The sequence below is a fragment of the Pseudomonas sp. 8Z genome, assembly GCF_902506535.1.
Taxonomy (GTDB): Bacteria; Pseudomonadota; Gammaproteobacteria; order Pseudomonadales; family Pseudomonadaceae; genus Aquipseudomonas.
Genome location: NZ_LR733827.1, coordinates 936,289 through 959,982 on the forward strand (window position 1 = coordinate 936,289; position 23,694 = coordinate 959,982).

The 23,694-nt window shown below is 62.0% G+C and carries 21 protein-coding genes and 1 pseudogene; 10 read left to right on the forward strand and 12 right to left on the reverse strand.

From position 1 onward, the window contains the following. Positions 1-176: 176 nt before the first annotated feature. The gene (gene tsf, locus AERO9A_RS17165; protein ID WP_159973133.1) at positions 177-1,040 is read right to left on the reverse strand and encodes a translation elongation factor Ts; all 864 of its coding nucleotides are present in this window, start codon (positions 1,038-1,040) and stop codon (positions 177-179) included. 111 nt (positions 1,041-1,151) lie between these two features. Continuing rightward, complete coding sequence (gene rpsB, locus AERO9A_RS17170) at positions 1,152-1,895, reverse strand: 30S ribosomal protein S2 (protein ID WP_159973134.1); 744 nt, start codon at positions 1,893-1,895, stop codon at positions 1,152-1,154. 285 nt (positions 1,896-2,180) lie between these two features. Between rpsB and map the strand changes: the two genes are divergently transcribed. Further along, positions 2,181-2,963 (forward strand): type I methionyl aminopeptidase, encoded by a 783-nt coding sequence (map, locus tag AERO9A_RS17175; RefSeq protein WP_159973135.1) that lies wholly within the window; start codon positions 2,181-2,183, stop codon positions 2,961-2,963. 34 nt (positions 2,964-2,997) lie between these two features. Beyond that, positions 2,998-5,694, forward strand: coding sequence for a [protein-PII] uridylyltransferase (locus AERO9A_RS17180; protein WP_159973136.1), 2,697 nt, complete (start codon positions 2,998-3,000; stop codon positions 5,692-5,694). Positions 5,695-5,742: 48 nt separating this feature from the next. Here AERO9A_RS17180 and AERO9A_RS22930 read toward each other — a convergent pair whose 3' ends face one another. Continuing rightward, positions 5,743-6,507: a methyl-accepting chemotaxis protein gene (locus AERO9A_RS22930; RefSeq protein ID WP_372239703.1), complete on the reverse strand. Its 765-nt coding sequence runs from the start codon at positions 6,505-6,507 to the stop codon at positions 5,743-5,745. Between the two features lie 90 nt (positions 6,508-6,597). Beyond that, a pseudogene (locus tag AERO9A_RS22935) lies at positions 6,598-7,635 on the reverse strand (cache domain-containing protein); the annotation flags it as partial. A gap of 190 nt (positions 7,636-7,825) precedes the next feature. On the opposite strand from AERO9A_RS22935, the gene dapC reads away from it, so the two are divergent. Then, complete coding sequence (gene dapC / locus AERO9A_RS17190) at positions 7,826-9,022, forward strand: succinyldiaminopimelate transaminase (protein WP_159973138.1); 1,197 nt, start codon at positions 7,826-7,828, stop codon at positions 9,020-9,022. Between the two features lie 134 nt (positions 9,023-9,156). Here dapC and AERO9A_RS17195 read toward each other — a convergent pair whose 3' ends face one another. After that, the gene (locus tag AERO9A_RS17195; RefSeq protein WP_159973139.1) at positions 9,157-10,791 is read right to left on the reverse strand and encodes a Na+/H+ antiporter; all 1,635 of its coding nucleotides are present in this window, start codon (positions 10,789-10,791) and stop codon (positions 9,157-9,159) included. 157 nt (positions 10,792-10,948) lie between these two features. Here AERO9A_RS17195 and AERO9A_RS17200 point away from each other — a divergent pair, with 157 nt between their 5' ends. The 4 genes from AERO9A_RS17200 (at position 10,949) to AERO9A_RS17215 (ending at position 14,152) form a co-directional block, all read left to right on the forward strand. After that, positions 10,949-11,296 (forward strand): ArsC family reductase, encoded by a 348-nt coding sequence (locus AERO9A_RS17200; protein WP_159973140.1) that lies wholly within the window; start codon positions 10,949-10,951, stop codon positions 11,294-11,296. A 34-nt stretch (positions 11,297-11,330) separates the two neighbouring features. Then, the gene (gene dapD, locus AERO9A_RS17205) at positions 11,331-12,365 is read left to right on the forward strand and encodes a 2,3,4,5-tetrahydropyridine-2,6-dicarboxylate N-succinyltransferase (RefSeq protein WP_159973141.1); all 1,035 of its coding nucleotides are present in this window, start codon (positions 11,331-11,333) and stop codon (positions 12,363-12,365) included. A gap of 73 nt (positions 12,366-12,438) precedes the next feature. After that, the gene (locus AERO9A_RS17210) at positions 12,439-13,644 is read left to right on the forward strand and encodes an aminotransferase class V-fold PLP-dependent enzyme (protein ID WP_159973142.1); all 1,206 of its coding nucleotides are present in this window, start codon (positions 12,439-12,441) and stop codon (positions 13,642-13,644) included. Between the two features lie 103 nt (positions 13,645-13,747). Further along, complete coding sequence (locus AERO9A_RS17215) at positions 13,748-14,152, forward strand: SufE family protein (protein WP_159973143.1); 405 nt, start codon at positions 13,748-13,750, stop codon at positions 14,150-14,152. Between the two features lie 40 nt (positions 14,153-14,192). On the opposite strand, the gene AERO9A_RS17220 is transcribed toward AERO9A_RS17215, so the two are convergent. Together AERO9A_RS17220 and tcdA are read right to left on the reverse strand one after the other, a co-directional pair. Next, a complete protein-coding gene (locus AERO9A_RS17220; RefSeq protein WP_159973144.1) occupies positions 14,193-14,660 on the reverse strand; it encodes a DUF1456 family protein in 468 nt (155 codons plus the stop codon). A gap of 24 nt (positions 14,661-14,684) precedes the next feature. Further along, positions 14,685-15,509, reverse strand: coding sequence for a tRNA cyclic N6-threonylcarbamoyladenosine(37) synthase TcdA (tcdA, locus tag AERO9A_RS17225; protein ID WP_159973145.1), 825 nt, complete (start codon positions 15,507-15,509; stop codon positions 14,685-14,687). 129 nt (positions 15,510-15,638) lie between these two features. On the opposite strand from tcdA, the gene dapE reads away from it, so the two are divergent. The 3 genes from dapE to AERO9A_RS17240 are packed head-to-tail and all read left to right on the forward strand — an operon-like array spanning position 15,639 to position 17,967. Further along, complete coding sequence (gene dapE / locus AERO9A_RS17230) at positions 15,639-16,781, forward strand: succinyl-diaminopimelate desuccinylase (protein ID WP_159973146.1); 1,143 nt, start codon at positions 15,639-15,641, stop codon at positions 16,779-16,781. Then, positions 16,778-17,590 carry a putative RNA methyltransferase gene (locus AERO9A_RS17235; RefSeq protein WP_159973147.1) on the forward strand — a complete coding sequence of 271 codons (813 nt, stop codon included), beginning with the start codon at positions 16,778-16,780 and terminating at the stop codon, positions 17,588-17,590. Before dapE ends, AERO9A_RS17235 begins: the two co-directional genes overlap by 4 nt. Before the next feature lie 5 nt (positions 17,591-17,595). Further along, positions 17,596-17,967, forward strand: coding sequence for a hypothetical protein (locus AERO9A_RS17240; RefSeq protein ID WP_159973148.1), 372 nt, complete (start codon positions 17,596-17,598; stop codon positions 17,965-17,967). Between the two features lie 412 nt (positions 17,968-18,379). On the opposite strand, the gene AERO9A_RS17245 is transcribed toward AERO9A_RS17240, so the two are convergent. From AERO9A_RS17245 to AERO9A_RS17265, 5 genes are all read right to left on the reverse strand, one after another. Continuing rightward, positions 18,380-18,589, reverse strand: coding sequence for a cold-shock protein (locus tag AERO9A_RS17245; RefSeq protein ID WP_159973149.1), 210 nt, complete (start codon positions 18,587-18,589; stop codon positions 18,380-18,382). A gap of 174 nt (positions 18,590-18,763) precedes the next feature. Continuing rightward, positions 18,764-19,756, reverse strand: a complete 993-nt coding sequence (locus AERO9A_RS17250) for a DUF4340 domain-containing protein (protein ID WP_159973150.1) — start codon at positions 19,754-19,756, stop codon at positions 18,764-18,766. A 189-nt stretch (positions 19,757-19,945) separates the two neighbouring features. Next, complete coding sequence (locus AERO9A_RS17255) at positions 19,946-21,778, reverse strand: Gldg family protein (RefSeq protein ID WP_159973151.1); 1,833 nt, start codon at positions 21,776-21,778, stop codon at positions 19,946-19,948. Between the two features lie 12 nt (positions 21,779-21,790). Further along, positions 21,791-22,522, reverse strand: coding sequence for an ABC transporter permease subunit (locus tag AERO9A_RS17260; protein ID WP_159973152.1), 732 nt, complete (start codon positions 22,520-22,522; stop codon positions 21,791-21,793). Beyond that, the gene (locus AERO9A_RS17265; RefSeq protein WP_159973153.1) at positions 22,522-23,442 is read right to left on the reverse strand and encodes an ABC transporter ATP-binding protein; all 921 of its coding nucleotides are present in this window, start codon (positions 23,440-23,442) and stop codon (positions 22,522-22,524) included. The genes AERO9A_RS17260 and AERO9A_RS17265 overlap by 1 nt, the downstream gene beginning before the upstream one ends. Between the last annotated feature and the right edge of the window lie 252 nt (positions 23,443-23,694).

The following is a 23,694-nucleotide window of genomic DNA, read 5'->3' on the forward strand; positions in this document are numbered from 1 at the left end:
TGCGGCGATATGTGTTTTGAACGCAGCACCCTAATGGCGCCGCAATGATAAGGCGCCTAGACAGCGCCGATAGCCGCTCGTTGGAACGACCGCTACTGTATTCGCTACCCCTTATTCGGCAAAGAGGCCGCCCGCGCAAACGGGCAGCCTCTTTGGGGGTACATACCGAAAACCGATTACTGCTTGCTAGCTGCAACCTGAGCGGCCACTTCAGCTGCGAAGTCAGTCTCGGCCTTCTCGATGCCCTCGCCCACTTCGTAGCGCACGAAGGAAACGACTTCAGCACCGGCTTTCTTCACCAGGTCACCGACCTTGACTTCCGGATCCATGATGAAGGCTTGCTCGACCAGACTGGCTTCGGCCAGGAACTTGGCGATACGGCCTTTGACCATGTTCTCGACGATGTTTTCCGGCTTGCCGGCAATTTTTTCCGCGTTCAGTTGCAGGAAGATTTCTTTTTCCTTGGCAACCAGCTCTTCGGAAACCTGATCCGGGGAAACAACAGCCGGGTTGGAAGCCGCAACGTGCATGGCAACATGCTTGGCCAGCTCGTCGTTGCCGCCCTTCAGGACAACCAGAACACCGATGCGGTGACCATGCAGGTAGGCGCCGACGGTTTCACCGGCAACAGCAGTCAGACGACGAATGTTGACGTTCTCGCCGCACTTGGCAACCAGCGCTTCACGCGCCGACTCACGGGAAGCGATCAGCGGAGCGGCTTCGGTCAGATTCTGCTCGAACGCTTCATCGATGCTTTCTTTGACGAAGGCTTTGAAGTCGTCCTGCAGAGCCAGGAAGTCAGTCTGCGAGTTGACTTCGATGATCAGGCCACGGCCACCTTCGACGCGAACGGCGATGGAACCTTCAGCAGCGATGTTGCCAGCCTTCTTGGCAGCCTTGATGGCGCCCGAAGCACGCATATCATCAATGGCTTTCTCGATGTCACCACCAGCGGCAACCAGGGCCTTCTTGCATTCCATCATGCCTTGGCCGGTACGCTCGCGCAGTTCTTTAACCAGGGCTGCAGTAATCTCTGCCATCTTGAAAATCCTCTCGGTAGGTCTTCAACCAAATCAAATCTGTGAGTGGCAAAAAGGGGGCTTAGCCCCCTTTTTGCTCAGCACGTAACGCTATATGAGCGACGTTACTGCTTAGCCTTCGGCAGCTTCGGCAGCCGGGGCTTCTTCGACGAACTCTTCAGTGGCGCCGCCAGCATTGCTGCGACCACGGATCACGGCGTCAGCCATGGCACCCATGTACAGCTGAATGGCGCGGATGGCGTCGTCGTTACCCGGGATGATGTAGTCAACGCCTTCCGGGCTGCTGTTGGTATCGACGATGCCGATAACCGGGATACCCAGCTTATTGGCTTCGGTGATAGCGATGCGCTCATGGTCAACGTCGATCACGAACAGAGCATCCGGCAGACCACCCATGTCCTTGATACCACCCAGGCTGCGATCCAGTTTTTCCAGATCACGGGAGCGCATCAGGGCTTCTTTCTTGGTCAGCTTGGCGAAAGTGCCGTCCTGGGACTGGGTTTCCAGCTCGCGCAGGCGCTTGATCGAAGCACGGATGGTTTTGTAGTTGGTCAGCATGCCGCCCAACCAGCGATGATCGACGAACGGGGAGCCGCAACGAGCAGCTTCTTCGCGAACGATCTTGCCAGCGGAACGCTTGGTGCCAACGAACAGAATCTTGTTCTTGCCAGCAGCCAGCTTCTCAACGAAAGCCTGAGCTTCGTTGAACATTGGCAGGGTTTTTTCGAGGTTGATAATGTGAATCTTGTTGCGCGCGCCGAAAATGTACTTGCCCATTTTCGGGTTCCAGTAACGGGTCTGGTGGCCGAAGTGCACACCGGCCTTCAGCATATCGCGCATATTGACTTGGGACATGATAGTTCCTTGATAAGTCGGGTTAGGCCTCCACGCATCCCAGTTCCCAACCCTCGAACTTGTCGAAGGGCACCCAGGAAACCGTGTCGATACGTGTGTGGGTTTAGTGCTTTCGGGACACTGCCCGTAAAGCGGCGCGTTTTATATCACAAAGAGCAACCATAAGCTACAAGCCTCAAGCAGCAAGTCGAGCATAAGCCTGCAGCCTGCCACCTGCGCCTGTAGCCCCAAGCCTGTAGCTGCTAAGATAGCCACCTTTAATTTGCATGCATCCAAGAGCCCACCATGACTGTCACCATCAAATCCCCAGAAGAAATCGAGAAAATGCGCGTCGCAGGCCGCCTGGCTGCCGAAGTGCTGGAGATGATCGGCGAGCACGTCAAGCCGGGCGTCACCACCGAAGAGCTGGACCGCCTCTGCCATGATTACATCGTCAACGTGCAACAGGCCATTCCGGCGCCGCTCAACTACAAGGGTTACCCCAAGTCGATTTGCACCTCGATCAATCACGTGGTGTGCCATGGCATCCCCAATGAAAAGCCACTGAAAGACGGCGATGTCCTGAACATCGACATCACCGTCATCAAGGACGGCTACCATGGCGACACCAGCAAAATGTTCATGGTCGGCAAAGTCGCCGAGTGGGCCGAGCGCCTGAGCAAGATCACTCAGGAATGCCTATATAAAGGTATCGAACTGGTCAAACCGGGCACACGCCTGGGCGACATCGGCGAAGTGATTCAGAAGCATGCCGAGAAAAACGGCTTCTCCGTGGTACGCGAATACTGCGGCCATGGCATTGGCGCTGTCTTTCACGAAGAGCCGCAGGTACTGCATTACGGCCGCGCTGGCACTGGCCTGGAACTCAAGGAAGGGATGACCTTCACCATCGAACCGATGATCAACCAGGGTCGCCCGGAAACCCGCCTGCTCGGCGACGGCTGGACGGCAATCACCAAGGATCGCAAGCTGTCCGCACAGTGGGAGCACACCCTTCTGGTCACAGCAGATGGTTACGAAATCTTCACCCTGCGCAGCGACGACACAATCGCCCGCACCTCCGCCTGAATAACGCCCAATAAGATATAAGGAAGGCACCTGCATGCCGCAGATGGACCCCGAACTGTTCGATCGCGGCCAGTTCCAGGCCGAACTGGCCCTCAAATCCAGCCCCATCGCTGCATTCAAGAAAGCCATCCGCCGCGCGCACGAAGTGCTCGATGCGCGCTACAAAGACGGGCGCGACATTCGCCGCCTGGTACAAGATCGCGCCTGGTTCGTTGACCAGATCCTGCAAGAAGCCTGGAAACGCTTCACCTGGAGCAGTGATGCCGAAATTGCCCTGCTCGCCGTCGGGGGTTACGGTCGCGGCGAGCTGCACCCCTATTCGGACATCGATCTGCTGATCCTGCTCGATAGCGGCGATCACGAGATGTTCCGCGAACCGATCGAAGGCTTTCTCACCCTGCTCTGGGACATCGGCCTGGAAGTCGGCCAGAGCGTGCGCTCGGTCGATGAATGCGCCGAGGAAGCGCGCGCCGACCTCACTGTCATCACCAACCTGATGGAAAGCCGCACCATCGCGGGCCCCGAACACCTGCGCCAGCGTATGCAGCAGGTCACCCGCTCCGAGCAGATGTGGCCAAGCAAGGAGTTTTATCGGGCCAAACGCGAAGAGCGTAAGGCGCGTCACGCCAAATACAACGACACCGAATATAACCTTGAGCCCAACGTCAAGGGCTCGCCCGGCGGCCTGCGTGACATCCAGACCGTACTCTGGGTCGCCCGCCGCCAGTTCGGCACGCTCAATCTGCAAGCCCTGGTCAGCCATGGCTTTCTGTTGGAAAGCGAATACGCCCTGCTCGCTTCCAGCCAGGAGTTTCTATGGAAAGTGCGTTACGCCTTGCACATGCTCGCCGGGCGTGCCGAAGACCGCCTGCTGTTCGACTACCAAGCCCGCATCGCCGCCCTGTTCGGCTACAAGGACAGTGACGGCAAGCGCAGCATCGAACACTTCATGCAGAAGTACTACCGGGTGGTGATGGCCATTTCCGAACTGTCGGACCTGATCAACCAGCACTTCGAGGAAGTCATCCTGCGCGCCGGCGAAAACAGCCCGTCGACGCCGCTCAACAGCCGCTTCCAGGTGCGCGACGGTTATATCGAGGCGACTCACCCCAACATCTTCAAGCGCACACCGTTCGCCATCATCGAAATCTTCGTACTGATGGCCCAGCACCCGGAAATCAAGGGCGTGCGCGCCGACACCATTCGCCTGCTGCGTGACAGCCGCCATCTGATCGATGACGACTTCCGCAAGGACATTCGCAATACCAGCCTGTTCATCGAGCTGTTCAAGTGCAAGGAAGGCATCCACCGCAACCTGCGCCGGATGAACCGCTACGGCATTCTGGGCCGCTACCTACCGGAGTTCGGCCATATCGTCGGACAGATGCAGCACGACTTGTTCCACATCTATACGGTCGACGCGCACACCCTCAACCTGATCAAACACCTGCGCAAGTTCCGCTGGCCCGAGCTGGCGGAGAAATTCCCGCTGGCCAGCGAGCTTATCGAGAGCCTGCCCAAATCCGAGCTGATTTACCTGGCTGGGCTTTATCACGACATCGGCAAAGGCCGTGGCGGCGATCACTCCGAGCTGGGCGCCGTGGATGCCGAGGCGTTTGCCCGCCGTCACCATCTGCCCGCCTGGGACGGCGCCCTGATCGTCTGGCTGGTGCAACACCACCTAGTGATGTCCACCACCGCACAGCGCAAGGATCTCTCCGATCCACAGGTAATCAATGACTTCGCCCAGTTCGTCGGCGACCAGACACACTTGGACTATCTCTATGTGCTGACGGTGGCCGACATCAACGCCACCAACCCCAGCCTCTGGAACTCCTGGCGCGCCAGCTTGCTGCGCCAGCTCTATACCGAAACCAAGCGCGCGCTGCGCCGCGGCCTGGAAAATCCAGTGAATCGCGAAGAGCAGATTCGCCAGACGCAAACCAGCGCGCTCGAAAGCCTGGTACGCAGCGGCATCGATCAGGACGACGCCGAACAACTCTGGAGCCAGCTCGGTGACGACTACTTCCTGCGCCATAGCGCCGTCGATGTCGCCTGGCACACCGAGGCCATCCTTCAGCACCCCTCAAGCGGCGACCCACTGGTACTGATCAAGGAAACCACCCAGCGTGAATTCGAGGGTGGCACGCAAATATTCATCTACGCACCGGACCAACACGACTTCTTCGCGGTGACGGTGGCCGCGATGAGCCAGCTCAACCTGAACATTCACGATGCGCGGATCATCACCTCGACCAGCCAGTTCACCCTCGACACCTACATCGTGCTCGATGCCGATGGCAGCTCGATCGGCAACAACCCGGCGCGCATCCAGCAGATTCGCGAAGGCCTGATCACTGCCCTGCGCAACCCTGATGATTACCCAACCATCATTCAGCGCCGAGTGCCGCGTCAGCTCAAGCATTTCGCCTTCGCGCCACAAGTGACCATTCACAACGACGCACAGCGCCCGGTGACCGTACTGGAGCTGACCGCGCCGGATCGCCCCGGCCTGCTGGCACGTATCGGGCGAATCTTCCTTGAATACGATCTGTCGCTGCAGAATGCCAAGATCGCCACGCTCGGCGAGCGGGTCGAGGACGTGTTTTTCGTCACAGACGCAAACGGCCAGCCGCTGTCCGACCCGGAATTTTGCGCGCGCCTGCAGGAATCCATCGTCGCCAAACTCTCGGAACCAAGCCCGACCAATCCGAGCGGGCTCATCTTCTGAACCGGGCGGACTGCAGCGACAGGCGCTGCAGCCCAGAGATGCCTAACCTCAGATACGGAAGCTTTCCACTAACTGCTTGAGACGCGCAGCTTGCTGATCCAGCTCGGTACACGCGCTGAGGCTGGCCTGCAGGTTGCGCACACCATCCTGGTTCAGCGTGTTGATCTCGGTGATATCCATGTTCAGGCTCTCGATCACCGAGGTCTGCTCTTCAGTCGCCGTAGCCACGGACTGGTTCATGCCGTCGATCTCACCGATACGCCGGGTTACACCCTGCAGGTTTTCCCCTGCCTGCCCACCGATCAGCACGCTGTCATCACTGAACCGACGACTCTCACTCATGGTCATCACCGCGTCACGGGCGCCGCTCTGCAACTGCTCGATCATCTGCTGGATTTCCTGCGCCGAGCTTTGCGTACGCTGAGCCAGATTGCGCACCTCATCCGCCACCACAGCAAAGCCCCGTCCAGCCTCGCCGGCACGAGCCGCCTCGATGGCAGCATTGAGCGCCAGCAGGTTGGTCTGCTCGGAAATCCCCTTGATCACATCGAGAATCTGGCCGATATCGTTGCTCTTCTCGCTGAGCTGCTCGATATGGCGGCCAGAGGCCTGAATCTTATCCGACAATTCACGCATCGAGCCCAGCGTGCGCTCGACCATGCCCTGCCCCGCTTCAGCGTCACGCCGCGCATCGCTGGCCTGCACCGAGGCCTCAGCAGCGTTACGTGCAATCTCCTGAGCAGCAGCACCCAGTTGGTTGATTGCCGCCGCCACACTGTCGGTACGCGCTGCCTGCTCACTGGAATTGCCCATCGACGCATTGGAGGCCTGCACCACCGTACTGACCCGCGCATGCACCTCACGCGTGGCCGAGGCCACCTCACGGATCGACTCATGAATGCGCTCGACAAAACGGTTGAAGGCACCGGCCAACTCACCGAACTCATCCGTCGAATCGGTCTTCAGCCGCTGGGTCAGATCCCCTTCACCATCAGCGATACCGCTCATGGCCTGCCCCATCAGATGCAACGGCCGCAGCAGAATGCGAATCAGCGCCCCCAGCAGCAGCAAAATGGCCACCACGCCGATGACCGTCACCATCAACGCGGAAACCCGAAACTCATGCAGCGCCATGAAAGCCTTGCCCTCGTCGACGGACAAGCCAACATACCAGCGCACCCCTTCCAGGCCCTGTACCGGCACGAAAGTAACCATTCGCGCACTACCATCGAGCGCAGTGGCAGCCTGCAGGCCGGACGTTAAGCCCGGAGCCGCCCCAGGAAATGCATCGGCAAGCGACTTGAGCACCAAGCTCTTGTCCGGGTGCACCAGTACTGTGCCCCTCTCGTCGACCAGAAAGGCGTAACCCATCCCGCCCAGATCGAAGGAATTGAGAATGTCGTCGATGGTCTGCAGTTTCAGATCGCCACCGACCACACCACTGAGGGTGCCACCCACACTGACCGGGCGAGTAATGGTGATCAACAGGCCGTCACGCGGATCAGCCGCCAGGTAAGGCGCCGTCAGTCCCGGCCCCCGGCTGCCGATGGCGCTCTTGTACCAAGGCCGCTGGCGCGGATCGTAACCCGCAGGTAACTCGCTTGGCGGAAACTGGGTATAAGTGCCATCTGCCTGACCGTAGTACGCATAGAGGAAGGCCGAAGCAACGCTACGGTGTTGCAGACTCCTGGCCAAAGGCGCGGGCGAACTGTCGTCTTGCACCGCCTCAGCCAAGTTATCCAGCAGTTGCATGCGCCCATCGAGCCAGTGCTGGATGTTACCGGCGGACAACAACCCGACATCCTCGAGGTAACTGCTCAAACTGTCACGGATCGAGTTGCGCTGCAGGTAATCGTTGTACAGCGCAAAGGACGCGAAGGCTGCAACGACGACCAGAGACGCCGCCAGCATGATCTTATGGCTGAATTTGAGGGTACGCATGGTGATGATTCACTGTTGAAGGCTACCCCCATATTATCGGCGCGGCGCGCCACGTCTTGAGCTTCGCAGGTATCGACAAGGCGACCGATATGGACGGAAATCGGACGGACGAGGGGCATGTCAGCGCAAGGCCTGTCGTGCTAGTGTCGCCTCCTTTGTCGCCGCCTCACAAAGGACACGTCGGATCGCCATGAACCACGCCCTCGCCCAGTTGCAGTCCTACCCCTTCGAGAAACTCCGCGCCTTGCTCGCCGGCGTGCAGCCAACCGCCAACCGTTCACCCATCGCGCTGTCGATCGGTGAACCCAAGCACCACTCACCGGACTTCGTCGGCCAGGCCCTGACTGCCAACCTCGACAAGCTAGCGGTGTATCCAACCACCCTAGGCCTGCCCGAGCTGCGCCAGAGCATCAGCGCCTGGTGCGAACGCCGCTTCGGCGTGCCTGCAGGCTGGCTCGACGCGGCGCGCCACGTGTTGCCAGTCAACGGCACGCGCGAGGCGCTGTTCGCCTTTACCCAGGCCGTCGTCGAGCGCAGCGCTCAAGGCCTGGTGGTCAGCCCCAACCCCTTCTACCAGATCTACGAAGGCGCGGCCTTTCTCGCCGGCGCCGAGCCGCACTACCTGCCCTGCCTTGAAGATCACGGTTTCAACCCGGACTTCGACGCCGTACCGACTGAGGTTTGGCAGCGCTGCCAGATTCTCTTCCTCTGCTCGCCGGGCAACCCCACTGGCGCCCTGATCCCGGTCGAAACCCTGAAAAAACTGATCGCTCTGGCCGATGAGCACGATTTCGTCATCGCTGCCGACGAGTGCTACAGCGAGCTGTATTTCGACGAAGACGCCCCGCCGCCCGGCCTGCTCAGCGCCTGTGCCGAGCTGGGCCGCAGCGATTTCAAACGCTGCGTGGTGTTCCACAGCCTGTCCAAGCGCTCCAACCTGCCGGGTCTGCGCTCGGGCTTCGTGGCCGGCGATGCCGAGATTCTCAAGCACTTTTTGCTGTACCGCACCTACCACGGCTGCGCCATGCCGGTACAAACCCAACTGGCCAGCGTCGCGGCCTGGAACGACGAAGCGCACGTACGCGCCAACCGTGATCTGTACCGCGAGAAGTTCGATGCCGTGCTGAAGATCCTCGCACCGGTGATGGACGTACAGCGCCCCGATGGCGGCTTCTACCTGTGGGCCCGCACACCGGGCGACGACGCGCAGTTCACCCGCGAGCTGTTCGCCGCCGAGCATGTCACCGTGGTGCCGGGCTCCTACCTGTCGCGCGATGTCGATGGCGTCAATCCGGGTGCAGGGCGCGTACGCATGGCCCTGGTCGCGCCGCTGGCCGAATGCATCGAAGCGGCCGAGCGCATCGCACGTTTCATTCGCGATGCCTGAAGACCTCTAGAGTCTCGGCTAAAGCCCCTCCCACAGCGCTCAGGCGTGCCGGAGGGGCCTGAACCGGGTGGGCGCAACCCGCCACCCTAACCCCGCTGCGCCCTGAATCCGCCCTACGCCTGAACGCGAGCACTTCAGCTTTTGTGCAGGCGCATCTCGGCGATATCCAGATCGCGCAGAATCTCCGCCAGCAGATCGTCGTCCAGCTCGTTGTTATGGCGCATGCGGTACAGCTCCAGACGCTGAGTGCGCAGCGCCTGCAAGCGCAGGCGGTACTCCAGACGATTGGTCTCGCGCTGCTGTTCGTGAGTCTCATCGCCACCACGCGCGCGCTCCAGCAAGTCGCGGTATTCGCTCATCAGACGCGCCTTGACCTCGACCGCCGCGATAGCCCCTTCGGCATCGGCAGCACGTTCATCTTCGGACTCCAGATAGCGAATCGCCGCCTCCAATACAGCAGCGCGGTGGCGATTGAGCTCTCGCTCGTGCAAGGCGATATTGTCCTGCGGCAAGCGCGGCAAAATGCGCGGCAGGGCGACGCTGGCTATCAGCAGCGACAACAGAATCACCCCGGCAGCAATCAGGATCAGCAAGTCGCGCTCAGGGAAGGCTTGCCCATTGTTGAGCAGCAAGGGCAACGACATCACCCCCGCCAGCGTCACCGCACCGCGCACGCCGCCTAGGGTCAGTACCGCACTCAGGGCGATACGCGATTGCCCGGCGAAGCGCGTTGGCTCGCCACGCAGGCGCCGCAGCGCGCCCGAAACGCGCCAGTAACCATAGACCCAAACGAAACGCAGCAGCATCAGTACGGCGAAGATCGCCACCACCATACCTAGCGCCTGCAACGCGAAGCGCCAGGGCGCTGCATGCTCGCCGATGGCCGCCGCGAGGATATCCGGCAGTTGCAAGCCAAGCAGCAGGAAGATCAAGCCATTGAAGGTAAACTCCAGCAGCGCCCACACACTGCGATTGAGCAGGCGCGTGGAGGTTTGCCGAGGGAGCAGGTCGAGGCGACTCTGCATCATCCCCGCCGCCACCGCCGAGAGAATGCCGGATAGCTCCAGATGCTCGGCCGCCACATAGGCGGCAAACGGCAACAACAGCAGCAACAACACATGCGGGGCTGGATCCTCCCAGCCACGGGCGATCATCCAGGCGCGCAGACGGCCCAGCAGATAACTGAGCGCAACGCCGATGGCCAGGCCACCAAATGCCACCAGAACGAACTGCACACCGGCATCGGTGATCGAGAACACGCCGGTCAGCGTCGCCGCCACGGCGAACTTGAATGCCACCAAACCGGAGGCATCATTCATCAACGCCTCGCCCTGCAGCAGATTGTTCAAGGTACTGGGCAAGCGCCCGTGGGTGATCGCCGAAACGGCCACGGCATCGGTCGGCGACAGCACCGCTGCCAGAGCGAAACAGGCAGCCAAAGGCACCTGCGGCAGCAGCCAATGAATGAAATGCCCGGCCACGAGAATGGTGAAGAACACCAGGGCGAAGGCCAACAGCAGAATAGGGGTGCGCAATTGACGGAATTGCCCCTTAGGCATGCGCCAACCGTCGACGAACAGCAGCGGCGGAATGAACAGCAGCAGGAACAATTCCGGGTCGAGGCGCACATGCAGCCCCAGCACCGGAATTGCCAACAGGGCACCAATGAGAATCTGCAGCAAAGGCAGGGGCAGAGGGATGAACTGAGCGCTGATACGCGTACCACTGACCACCAGCAGCATGATCAAAATGGTGTAAAGCAATTGCATGGGGAAACCATCGCAGGGGCGAGCTAGAGCGCTATTCTAGCCCCCGGCGTGCAGCAATCGACAGTCATCCTCACGCCAAGACGCTCATCGCGAGCCATGGCATAATGGTCGGCCGTTTTTCCTGACATCCCGGCACGCCACTGATCAGAGGAAGCCCATGAGTTACGTCCTGTATGGCATCAAGGCCTGCGACACCATGAAAAAGGCCCGCACCTGGCTCGACGAGCACGGTGTCGACTATGCCTTCCATGACTACAAAAGCGCGGCAATCGACCGCGCGAACCTGGAAAAATGGTGTGCCGAGCATGGCTGGCAGACCGTTCTCAACCGCGCGGGCACGACCTTCCGCAAGCTCGATGACGCCCAGAAAGCCGACCTCGATCAGGCCAAGGCGATCGAATTGATGCTCGCGCAGCCGTCGATGATCAAGCGCCCTGTGCTGGATATCGGCAACCGTACCCTGATCGGCTTCAAGCCAGACGCCTATCAAACTGCCTTGGCCTGACCCTCCCTCGAATTTGTTGCAAGGAATCCCATCGATGAGCACCTCTCTCTTCAGCATCGCCTTTGGCGTCGGCACTCAGAATCGCCAAGGCAACTGGCTGGAAGTTTTCTACGCCCTGCCCCTGCTCAATCCCGCAGCCGACCTGGTTGCCAAGGCTGGCGAAGTTCTCGGCTACCAAGGTGGCAACCAGGCCATCGCCTTCAGCAACGCCCAGGCTCGTGACCTGGCCGAAGCGCTGAAAAGCATCGACGCCGCTCAGGCCGCACTGATGACCCGCCTGGCCGAAAGCAGCAACCCGCTGGTGGCCACCTTCCTCGCCGAAGACAGCGCGCTGACCAGCACCCCCGAGGCCTATCTCAAGCTGCACCTGCTGTCGCACCGTCTGGTTAAGCCACATGGCCTGAACCTGGCCGGTATCTTCCCGCTGCTGCCTAACGTGGCCTGGACCAGCCAGGGCGCGATCGACCTCGCCGAACTGGCCGAACACCAACTGGAAGCGCGCCTCAAAGGCGAGCTGCTGGAAGTGTTCTCCGTGGACAAGTTCCCGAAAATGACCGACTACGTGGTGCCGACTGGCGTGCGTATCGCCGACAGCGCGCGCGTGCGTCTGGGCGCCTACATCGGTGAAGGCACCACCGTCATGCACGAAGGCTTCGCCAACTTCAACGCTGGCACCGAAGGCCCTGGCATGATCGAAGGCCGCGTCTCCGCTGGCGTCTTCGTCGGCAAAGGTTCGGACCTGGGCGGCGGCTGCTCGACCATGGGCACCCTGTCCGGTGGCGGCAATATCGTCATCAGCGTGGGTGAAGGCTGCCTGATCGGCGCCAACGCCGGTATTGGCATTCCGCTGGGCGACCGCAACACTGTCGAAGCGGGTCTGTACATCACCGCTGGCACCAAAGTAAACCTGCTCGACGAGGGCAATGCCCTGGTCAAGGTGGTCAAGGCTCGTGAACTGGCTGGCCAGCCGGATCTGCTATTCCGTCGTAACTCGCTGACCGGCGCCGTGGAGTGCAAGACTCACAAGTCGGCGATTGAGCTGAACGAAGCCCTGCACGCCCACAACTAAGAGGCAGCGCCAAGCTGCAAGCGACAAGCCGCAAGTGCTGCGGCTTCAACTTGCAGCTTGCGGCTTGAAACTCATGGCTCTGAAATCCCCCTGGCGTGCCGACTTCCCCGGCGTTCTCGCCCTCGAAGCCGAAGGCCAGACCTACCTCGACAGCGCCGCGACCGCACAAAAGCCGCAGGCGCTGCTCGATGCCCTGCTCGGCTACTACGCCAGCGGCGCCGCCAATGTGCACCGCGCCCAGCACCTGCCGGGCGAGCGCGCGACCCGTGCGTTTGAAGTCACGCGCAGCAAGGCGGCGCAATGGCTCAATGCACTGAGCACCGACGAGATTATCTTCACTCGCGGCAGCACCGAATCACTCAACCTGCTTGCCTATGGTCTGGAGCATCTGCTGCCAGTCGGCGGGCAAATCGTCATCAGTGCCGCCGAGCACCACGCCAACCTGCTGCCCTGGCAGCAATTGGCCAAGCGCCGCGGCCTGGAGCTGGTAATCCTGCCGCTGGATCAGTCAGGCGACGTCGACCTGCATGCCGCCATGCGGCTGATCGGCCCGCACACGGCGCTGCTGGCAATCACCCAGTTGTCCAACGTGCTGGGGCGCTGGCAGCCAGTCGCGGCACTGTTGGCAATGGCCAAGGCGCACGGTGCACTGACCGTCATCGATGGTGCGCAAGGCGCCGTACATGCCAAGCCGGACGTACAGGCACTGGGCTGCGACTTCTACGTGTGCTCCGCACACAAACTCTACGGCCCGGACGGCGTAGGTTTGCTTTACGGCCGTGGCGAAGCACTGGCGCACCTGCAGCCTTGGCAGTTTGGCGGTGAAATGGTGCTCGACGCCGACTATCACGAAGCCCGCTTCCGCCCCGCCCCACTGGGCCTGGAAGCCGGCACACCCGCCGTTGGTGCGGTGATTGCCCTAGGCGCTGCGCTCGCCTGGCTAAGCGAGCTGGATCACGCCGCCGTGGCCGCCCATGAAGGCGCCTTGCATGCCGAGCTGCTGAGGGGCTTGCAGGCCCGAGCAGGCATACGCCTGCTCGGCGAGCCGCAACTGGCGCTGGCCTGTTTTCATGTCGACGGCGTACACAACGCCGACCTGGCCCACCTGCTCAGCGAACAGGGCATCGCCGTGCGCGCCGGGCATCACTGCGCCATGCCGCTGATGAAACACCTCGGCCTCGGCGGCGCCATCCGCGTCTCGCTCGGCCTGTACAACGACGGCAGCGACCTGCAGCGCTTCTTCACCGCACTGGATAACGCCCTGGAGCTGCTGCGATGAAACACGGCCAACGGCTTTGCGTGAAAGCGGCTTCAGCCGCGAATATCGGCGCCCTGACCTTCGCGGCTGAAGTCGCTCCCACAGGCTACGGAAGCCTCTCGCCATGAGCCTGTCAGTCGCCGCTCAAGAGGCACTGGAAGCCTTCACCACCTGCCCCGGCTGGGAACAACGCGCGCGCCTCTTGATGCAGTGGGGCGAGCGCTTGCAGCCCCTGAGCGATGCCGAACGCTGTGAAGCCAACCGCGTGCATGGCTGCGAAAGCCTGGTCTGGCTGGTCGCCGAACAACGCGCTGGTCACTGGCATTTTCGCGCCAGCAGCGATGCCCGCCTGCTGCGCGGCTTGCTGGCGGTGCTGCTGGCCAGAGTGGATGGTCTCAATGGCGACCAGTTGCTCGCACTCGACCTGCCCCAATGGTTTGCTCAGCTTGGCCTGCAGCGCCAGCTTTCCCCCTCGCGCAGCAACGGCCTCAATGCCGTATTGCAACGTATGGCGGCATTGACGCGTTAAACGCGCCCCGGACTGCATCCGCGCTACGACTGGCCTGACCTCAGACCGGGCCACGCTCACGTAGCGTCAATCCACGCAGAAAATTGCGCAGAATCTGATCGCCGCACTCGCGGTAATGCTTGTGCTCCGGCGCGCGAAACAGCGCACCAAGCTCGGCCTTGGTCATCGGCAGATCCACCGACTGCAGGATCGCCTGAATATCGTCGTCGCGCAGCTCGAAGGCCACACGCAGCTTCTTCAGCACGATGTTGTTGGTCAGGCGCTTGGCCACTGGCAAGGGCGCGCGACTCTCATCCTTGCCACGTTTGTGAAACACCAGCCCTTCAAGCACATGAGCGAGCAGCACATCGCTGCAGGAGCGATAGTCGGGCTCGTCTTCATGCAGCAGGCAGGCCGAAATCAGCCCCGGCTCAACCGGGTAATCCGCCAGACGGCAGAAATCTTCGAGCTTGCTGTCACTGACCTTGAGCAGATAACGCAGACTGCGCAGTACATCGTTATTTAGCATCTCTGCTCTCCTACACTCGCCGCTTCAAAGTACCTGATGTTGCCCACCGCGCGGGCGCTCGGATGGTCGGCGCGCGCCTGCAACCAGCTTGTCCACCAGCTTGGCGGTCGCGGCCATGGCAAAGGTGGCGGTGACCATCATCACCGCACCAAAGCCACCGGCACAATCGAGACGGACACCCTCACCGACAAAGCCCTTGGCCTGGCACACGCTGCCGTCGGGCTTGGGGTAACGCAATTGTTCGGTGGAAAACACGCACGGCACGCTGTAGTTGCGCCCCGGCGTGCGGGAAAAACCGTAGTCGCGGCGCAGCAACGAGCGCACCTTGGCCGCCAGCGGGTCGTTGAAGGTCTTGTTCAGGTCGGCGACCTGCACCTGGGTCGGGTCAATCTGCCCGCCCGCACCGCCGGTGGTGACAATCTGGATCTTGCGCCGTTTGCACCAGGCGATCAGCGCCGCCTTGGCCGGCACGCTGTCGATGCAGTCGATCACCCCGTCGAGCTGTTCGGTAATGTACTCGGCCATGGTCTCGCGGGTGACGAAATCGGCCACCGCATGCACCACGCAGTTGGGATTGATGGCGCGGATACGTTCGGCCATCACGTCCACCTTGGCCTTGCCCACAGCACCATCGAGCGCCTGAATCTGCCGGTTGGTGTTGGTGATGCAAACGTCATCGAGGTCGAACAGGGAAATCTCGCCGACGCCGGAACGCGCCAGCGCCTCGGCCACCCAGGAGCCGACACCGCCGATACCGACCACTGCCACATGCGCGGCAGCCAGGCGCTGATAGCCTTCATGGCCGTAAAGTCGGGCAATGCCGCCGAACCGCTGCTCGTCTGTGTTCATCTCACCCCCTAGTGAAGGCGCGCATTATAGGGAGAGCAGCACGACCACCCAAGCCCGGCAGACAGCCGGAGGCTGGGGAGTTTTGTTAACATGCTCGGCTTTCACGCCAGCCGCTGTACCGGAGCCGCCATGACCGCCCCCCTGACCCCAACCCTGGAACTCGCTTTCGACCTGATCCGCCGCCCGTCCGTTACCCCGGTCGACGAAGGTTGCCAGGAGTTGATGATGCGCCGCCTGGCCGCCTGCGGCTTCGAGGTCGAGCACATGCGTATCGAAGACGTGGAGAACTTCTGGGCCAAACGCGGCGGCGAAGGCCCGGTGCTGTGCTTCGCCGGGCATACCGACGTGGTGCCCACCGGCCCGCTGGACGCCTGGCAGTATCAACCGTTCGACGTACGCGTGGATGAAGACGGCATGCTCTGTGGCCGTGGCGCAGCGGACATGAAAGGTAGCCTGGCGAGCATGATCATCGCGGTGGAGCGCTTCGTCGCCGAATACCCGCAGCACAAGGGCGCGATCAGCTTCCTGATCACCAGCGACGAAGAAGGCCCGGCGCAGCACGGCACCAAAGCCGTGGTCGAGCGCCTGCGTGAACGTGGCGAACGTCTGGACTGGTGCATCGTCGGCGAGCCGTCAAGCACCGCCCTGCTCGGTGACGTGGTCAAAAACGGCCGCCGTGGTTCGCTCGGCTGCACCCTCACCGTCTACGGTAAACAAGGCCACGTGGCCTACCCGCACCTGGCCAAGAACCCGATTCATCTGGTCGCCCCGGCACTGGCCGAGCTGGCCGCCGAGCACTGGGATCACGGCAACGACTACTTCCCGCCGACCAGCTTCCAGGTGTCCAACCTCAATTCCGGCACCGGCGCCACCAACGTCATCCCCGGCGAGCTGAAGGCGGTGTTCAACTTCCGCTTCTCCACCGAATCCACCGTCGAGGGCCTGCAGCAGCGCGTCACCGCCATCCTCGACAAACACGGCCTGGACTATCACCTGGAGTGGGCGCTGTCCGGTCTGCCCTTCCTCACCCAGCCGGGCGATCTGCTCGACGCCGTGGCCGCCAGTATCAAGCACGTCACCGGTCGCGAGACCACGCCATCGACCAGCGGCGGCACCTCGGACGGTCGCTTTATCGCCACCCTGGGTACCCAGGTGGTCGAGCTCGGCCCGGTCAACGCCACCATCCACCAGATCAACGAACGCGTGCTGGCCAGCGACCTCGACCTGCTCACCGAGGTTTACTATCAAACGATGGTGAAGTTACTGGCATGAGCCTGATCTGCCCCATCTGCCAGACCCCGCTGGAACTCAGCGGCAACGCACTGGCCTGCGCCAACCGGCACAGCTTCGATCGCGCCCGGCAGGGTTACTACAACCTGCTGCCGGTGCAGCACAAGAACAGCCGCGACCCCGGCGACAATCAGGCCATGGTCGAGGCGCGTCGGCGCTTTCTCGACGGCGGCCACTACGCGCCGCTGGCCAAGCGCCTGGCTGAACTGGCCACTGAGCGCACACCAGCTCGCTGGCTGGATATCGGCTGCGGCGAGGGTTATTACACCGAGCAGATCGGCCGCAGCCTGCCGCAAGCTGAAGGCTACGCCCTGGATATCTCCCGCGAGGCGGTCAAACGCGCATGCAAGCGTGACCCACAGTTGAACTGGCTGGTGGCAAGCATGGCCCGTGTGCCCTTGGCAGACGCCAGTTGCAACCTGCTGGCCAGCGTGTTCAGCCCGCTGGACTGGAGCGAGGCCAAGCGTCTGCTCGCCCCAGGTGGTGGCCTGCTGCGCATGGGGCCAACGCGCGGCCACCTGATGCAACTGCGGCAGAAGCTCTACGACGAAGTACGCGACTACGACGATGAAAAGCACCTGGCGCTGATCCCGCCGGGCATGCACCTGGCGCACAGCGAAACCCTGGAGTTCAGCCTGCACCTGGCCGACGCCCAGGCCCGCGCCGACCTGCTGGCCATGACCCCACACGGCTGGCGCGCCAGCGCCGAACGCCGCGAAGCCGTCATCGCCGCGCCCTTCGATGTCACCGTTTCGATCCGCTACGATTGGATCGTCAACACTCAGGAATGAACCTAATGCGCCAACCCGACATCGAGATCTACCTGAAAGACGCCGAGCGCGACGCCGTGGCTCAGTGGCTGAGCGCCGCTCTCGGCAGTTGCAGCGACTGGCAGCAGAAAGGTCAGACTTTCAAATGCAAAGCCGGTGACGTGCCGGTGACTTGGCTGCCGAAAGCCGTGGGCAAATGGCACAGTCTCTATCTGGAAAGCGACGCCACCCCCTGGGCCGACGATCTGGCCTGCGCCCGCGCCGCCCACGCCGCGCTGGGTGTGCAGATTCGCTGCGCACCGGGCACCTGGGTGGAAGACGAGAGCGACGAAGAAGCCGACCGCTGGATCAAGGTCGATGCCGATGGCGAAAGCGAGATCGTCTGGCGCACCGAATAAACGCGGCTGCTTCGCGCAAGCGCCAAACCTGTGGAAGCGGCGCCCCGCCGCGAGAGCGACTGCGCGGGGTTGCCTCCAAGGCTGTTAGCGCGGGCTTTCCTGGCGGGTTGCACCCGCCCTACGGCGTATCCAGGGGGTAGCCCGGATGCAATCCGGGAACCGGCGCAGGACCTCCCAGATTGCGCACGAGCGACAACCATGAGGCCGTGAGCTTTCTGGCGGGTTGCACCCGCCCTACGCGTATCCAGGGGGTAGCCTGGATGCAATCCGGGAACGGGTACAGGGCTTCCCGAATAGTACAGAGCCACACCTATGAGGCTCCGTGCTTTCTGGCGGGTTGCCCCCGCCCTACGGCCTAGGCGACAGAAACGACAAGGCCCGTCGGTGACGGGCCTTGTTGTGTGAGCTGGGCTCAGAGCGTAGTGACGTCTTCGGCCTGCAGGCCTTTCTGGCCCTGGGTTACACCGAACTCGACCTTCTGTCCCTCGATCAGGGTGCGGTGACCGTCACCGCGAATGGCGCGAAAGTGTACGAACACATCTGGGCCGCTTTCGCGCTGAATAAACCCATAGCCCTTGGAATCATTGAACCATTTGACGGTTCCGCTCTCACGCTCTGCCATTAGCCACGTCTCCACACTCGCGATGTTTTTATTGTTGCGTATACGCTTTGGCGGCGCGCCTTGAACGCTGCTCCGACGGCACCGCAGGGCCGAGTATAAAGCATGCTCTACGACTGCAAAGTGCTTTTTTAGGCTGAAGCCATAAGCCTTGATATCACCGGCTTTCGGCGACAATCACGTGTCTTTCGCCAATAAATCACGTACCTTCTTCATCAGCCGCTGCACCTGCTGCGACTCCAGGCGATAAGCCCAGTCCTCACGGGCACTCACCTCGCCATCCTTGAAACCCTCACGCTTGCCGAGCACCAGCCAGTATTGCTCGCCTTGCTTGTACAACGCGCCTTCGAGCTTCTGCCCGGTAAAACCACTGAGGCTCAGTTGCAGCACCGGCGCCTGCTTGAAGCCGATCTGCGCCAGCGGCGCGGCGTCGGCGAACTGCAGGTTGGAGAACAGCGTGGCCACACCATTGGCGGCGCCCTCGAAGCTGAGCTTCTGCTCCTTGCGCAGCTCCTCGACGGCCAGGTTGTACTGCTTGGCATCGGCGCGCGTCAGGGTAAGCGTCTGGCCATCGGCATGGCGCAGTTCGAGGCGGGCAATATCGAGGAAGGGAATATCGGTCATGCGCCGATCCAGCCAATCCAGCTCCGCAGCCGGCAGTTGCAGTTGCTGATCAATCAGCCAGACCTGATCCTCCCCAGCACGCCGCACCAGTTGCCCGCCGCCCTGCTGCGACAGCTTGCCCAGGCGCAGTTGCAGATCCGGGTGGCCGTCGAACTTCAGCGTCAGACGCTGCGCCTGCTCGTCAGCCTCGCCCTGCTCAGCCAGGCCCAGGCGTGCGTGCCACTGCGGGTTGGCGGTCTTGGCCTCGACGATGCGCGCCTCACGCAAGCTGCGCAGCAGGTCGGCCAGCGTCTGTGGCGCCGCCGGATAATCAGCCTTGGCCGGCACCACCCAGGTTTCACCATGGCGCTCGATACGCACCGACGGTTGGCCGGGCGACTCGATTTCCAGCGCCTGCAAACTGCCCAGGTAGCCCTGCTCGGCGGCCAGCCACGGCGCCTGCTCGACCTGCGCGGTGCTCTGCTGCTGACTGCGCTGCACGGCCAGGTAGCCCGCCACGCAGAGCAGCACAATGACGATCAATGCGATCAGACCTTTGCGTCCCATACTCGTCTCACTGTTGATGATTCGGTAGCGGCGTAGGGTGGATCACGTTTCACCGATCCACCGTTGCGGTGGATGTACAAAGCGACATTCACCCTACGCTCGGTTCGTGGGAGGGGCTTTAGCCGCGACTGTCACCGCTCAAGCGCCTCCCACAGGTGCAGCCCTCAGCCCCTCTCATGGCTACTGGCCTCACGCGCGACTGCGGCGGCGCCACACCCACAGCGCCAGCACGCCGAACGTCAGCAACGCCGGCACCAGGGCAATGTTGATGATCTTCAGCGTTCGCCCCAGCGCCTCGATATTGGCGTTGAGCTGGTATTGCACGTCGCGCAGCTCCTTGCGGATTTCCAGCTTCTGCTGGATGAAACGCTGCAGCGTCTTCTGCTGCTCTGGCGTCAGTTCCAGGGCCTTGTTCGGATCATCGCTATGCTGCAACGCGGCTAGTTGCTGCTCGGTCTCACTCAGGCGTGCCTGCAGGGCCTGCTCCTTGTCGCGGAAACGCTGCTCGGCGGCGCGCTGCAACTCGTCCACCACGGTGAACGGACGGCTGAAGCGACCGCGCGAACGCACGCTGATCAGCGCGTCGGAGCCGGTCAGGTTATCCAGCGCGTTGACGGTGAAGCTGCCGTTATCGGCCCAGGGTTGCGGCATGCGCTGGCCGAAGAAGTCCTGCACCTGCACCCACATGCGGTCGCTGAGGATGTCGGTGTCCGCCACGGCGATGACATTGATGTTGTCCGCCTGCTTGAGCCCGTCCTTGTGCCCCTCGATGCCATCGGGGAAGGCGCTCTTGGCCGGCCCATCGATACGCGCGGCGATGGCATAGCGCTCGCCGGTCGGCTCCAGTTCGCGGATCAGCTCTTCCGGGTTGCTGAGCATGGCAAAACGCTTGGCGTCGAAGGGCATGGCGTATTCGGAGCTCTGGATCAGCGGGGTGAAATGCGTCTTCGCCCCTTCCACAGGTTCGAGGATGCCAGCGGTAGCGACGGTGATGTTCTCCAGCCCGGCGGTGGCGATGTCGTTCTGATCCAGCGCCTTGCGCGGCAGGTTCAACCAGGCCGCGTGGCGCACCGGGCGCTGGCCCTGACCACGGTTGACCGACATGGCGTAGGAGCCATCACCCAGCACCTTGTCCGGCACCATGCGCAGGCCCCAGGCCTTGAACAGCGGCTCGAGATCGGACGACTTGTCCACCGCCATCTCGCCCGGCATACCGCCCGTATCGGCTTCGGCATAGGGGTCGACGAACACCATCAGCTTGCCGCCACGCAGGACGAACTGATCGATGGCATAGAGCGTCTGCTGTGGCAGGTTTTTCGGGTGCACCAGCCACAGCACCGAGACCTTGTCAGGAATCTGATCGACGTCAGGCTTGAGGTTCTCGATCTGGAACAACTGGCGCACCTGCTCCAGCACCATCCACGGCGGCGTCGGCTGCTGCGTCATCATGTCGAAGCCGCCGGTCATCGGCAGCCCGGAGAGCACCCCAACCACCGGCAGTTGCGGCTTGGACAGCGTCTGCACCAGACGGCTCAGCTCGTATTCGAGGTGCTCCTCCTGATCCAGGGCGAAGAACGGGATCACCTGGGTGTCGTCCAGACCATTGGTGCCAGCCAGGCCGAAGTAGATCGAATCACCGCCTTGCTGCAGCGGAATGGCCTGCAGGCCGTACTGCGCCGCCTTGTCCTCGTCCTCGGAGAACGGCTCGGGGTCGATGATGTGCAGGTGGATCTTGCCATTGGACTGAGCCTGGTAGGCCTTGAGCATCTCCTCCACACGCTGCGCGTAGGTGCGCAGCGCCGGCAAGTCCTTGGCTATCTTGTCCGAGTAGAAGAAGTACAGGTTGATCGGCTCATCCAGCTCACTGAGGATCTGCCGGGTGCCGTCAGAGATGGTGTAGAGCTTCTGCTCGGTCAGATCCAGGCGCGCACCGCCCAGACCGATACCGGTCAGCAGGTTGAAGGCGATGAAGGCGACCGCGATCAGCAGCAGCCCGGCGCCGGAATAGATCAGCTTTTTCATGGGCGCATTCCTTCAGTCAGCTTTCTTCAGGTCGATGACTACGGCGGTGGCGGTCAGCCAGGCGGCGATCAGCGAGAGGAAATACAGCAGGTCGCGCGCATCGATCACGCCCTTGCTGATGGCATCGAAGCGCACCAGAAAGCTCAGCGAGGCGACGGCGTCCACCAGCCACTGCGGCGCCCAGGCAAAGGCGTCGAGCACCATGGGAAAACCACTGACGATGAACAGGAAGCAGGCACTGACCGCGAGGATGAAGGCGATCACCTGATTCTTGCTCAGCGCCGACATGCACGAGCCGATGGCCAGGTACGCGCCGGCCAGCAGCCAACTGCCGATGTAACCGGTGACGATGGCGCCGTTGTCCGGCTCACCCAGGTAGTTGACGGTGATGACCATGGGGAAGGTCAGCAGCAGCGCAATGCCAGCGAATACCCAGGCCGCCAGGAACTTGCCGGTGACCGCTTCAAAACGGGTGATCGGCAGGGTCATCAGCAGCTCGATGGAGCCGGACTTGCGCTCCTCCGCCCACAAGCGCATGGCGATGGCCGGCACCAGGAACAGGTACAGCCAGGGATGGAAGTTGAAGAAGGCCGACAGATTGGCCTGGCCACCCTCGAAGAAACCGCCCAGGTAGAAGGTGAACACCGCGGACAACACCAGAAAGATAACGATGAACACATAGGCCAGCGGCGTAGCGAAATAGCTCGCCAGCTCGCGCTTAAAGATCACGGGCAACTGGGTCATCACTGCTCTCCCCGGGTCAGCGTGCGGAACACTTCATCGAGGCGGCCGCGTTCCACATTGAGTTCACGCACCTTCCAGCCGCGTTCGGCAATCAACGCATTGACCTGCGGGAAGATCACCTCACCCGGCTGCGCCAGCACGCTCAGGCTGTGCTCACGGGCGTTCTCCTCGACACCCGCAACACCCGGCAGCGCCGCCAAGGCGGCATGATCCAGCGCCTCATCGGCCACCAGCGTCACCGCCTGGTGGTAGCGCGAGCGGCTCTCCAGTTCCAGCGGCGTGCCATCGGCCAGCAAACGGCCCTGGGCGATGATCACCGCACGGGAGCACAAGGCCGTGACCTCTTCGAGGATATGGGTGGAAATAATCACGATCTTGTCGCGCGCCAGGCCCTGGATAAGCTGGCGCACCTGATGCTTCTGGTTGGGGTCGAGGCCATCGGTGGGCTCGTCGAGAATCAGCACACGCGGATCATGCAAGATCGCCTGGGCCAGACCGACGCGACGCTTGAAGCCTTTTGACAGCGTCTCGATGCTCTGCTCCAGCACCGTTTCCAGCTCCACTTGCTCGACTGCGCTCTGCACCCGCAAGGTCTTTTCGGCGCCACGAAAGCCGCGCACCTCGGCGATGAATGCGAGGAACCCGCGCACCGTCATGTCGCCGTAGCACGGCGCGCCTTCGGGCAGATAACCAATCTGCCGCTGAGCCTTGAGGGTCTGCGTCTGGATATCGCAACCGAGAATGCTCGCCGTACCGGAGGTCGGCGCGAGAAACCCCGTGAGCATCTTCATGGTGGTGGATTTACCGGCCCCGTTGGGGCCAAGAAAGCCCAGCACTTCCCCAGGCTGGACACTGAACGACAGATCATCGACTGCCGTGTGCTGCGCAAAACGCTTGGTCAGGTTGCTTATCTCGATCATGGCCTCTCACCGTCGCGAAGACGCCTGAGCACCGCGTAACCACCGCGAGAGCGCAGGCCGCAAGAATGTCCGGCGCAGCGAAGGAACGCACGCGGACAGGGGCATGACTTGGCATAAAGCAAAAAGTTCAAGCAAACGATTGCAACAAACAATGAATCACATATAGGTTCAGCAACCGAACAGGTTCACGCCCATCCGCACAGCCAAAACACCTCTGTGACCTGAACTGAGCAAGGCCAAAACGCACTCGAC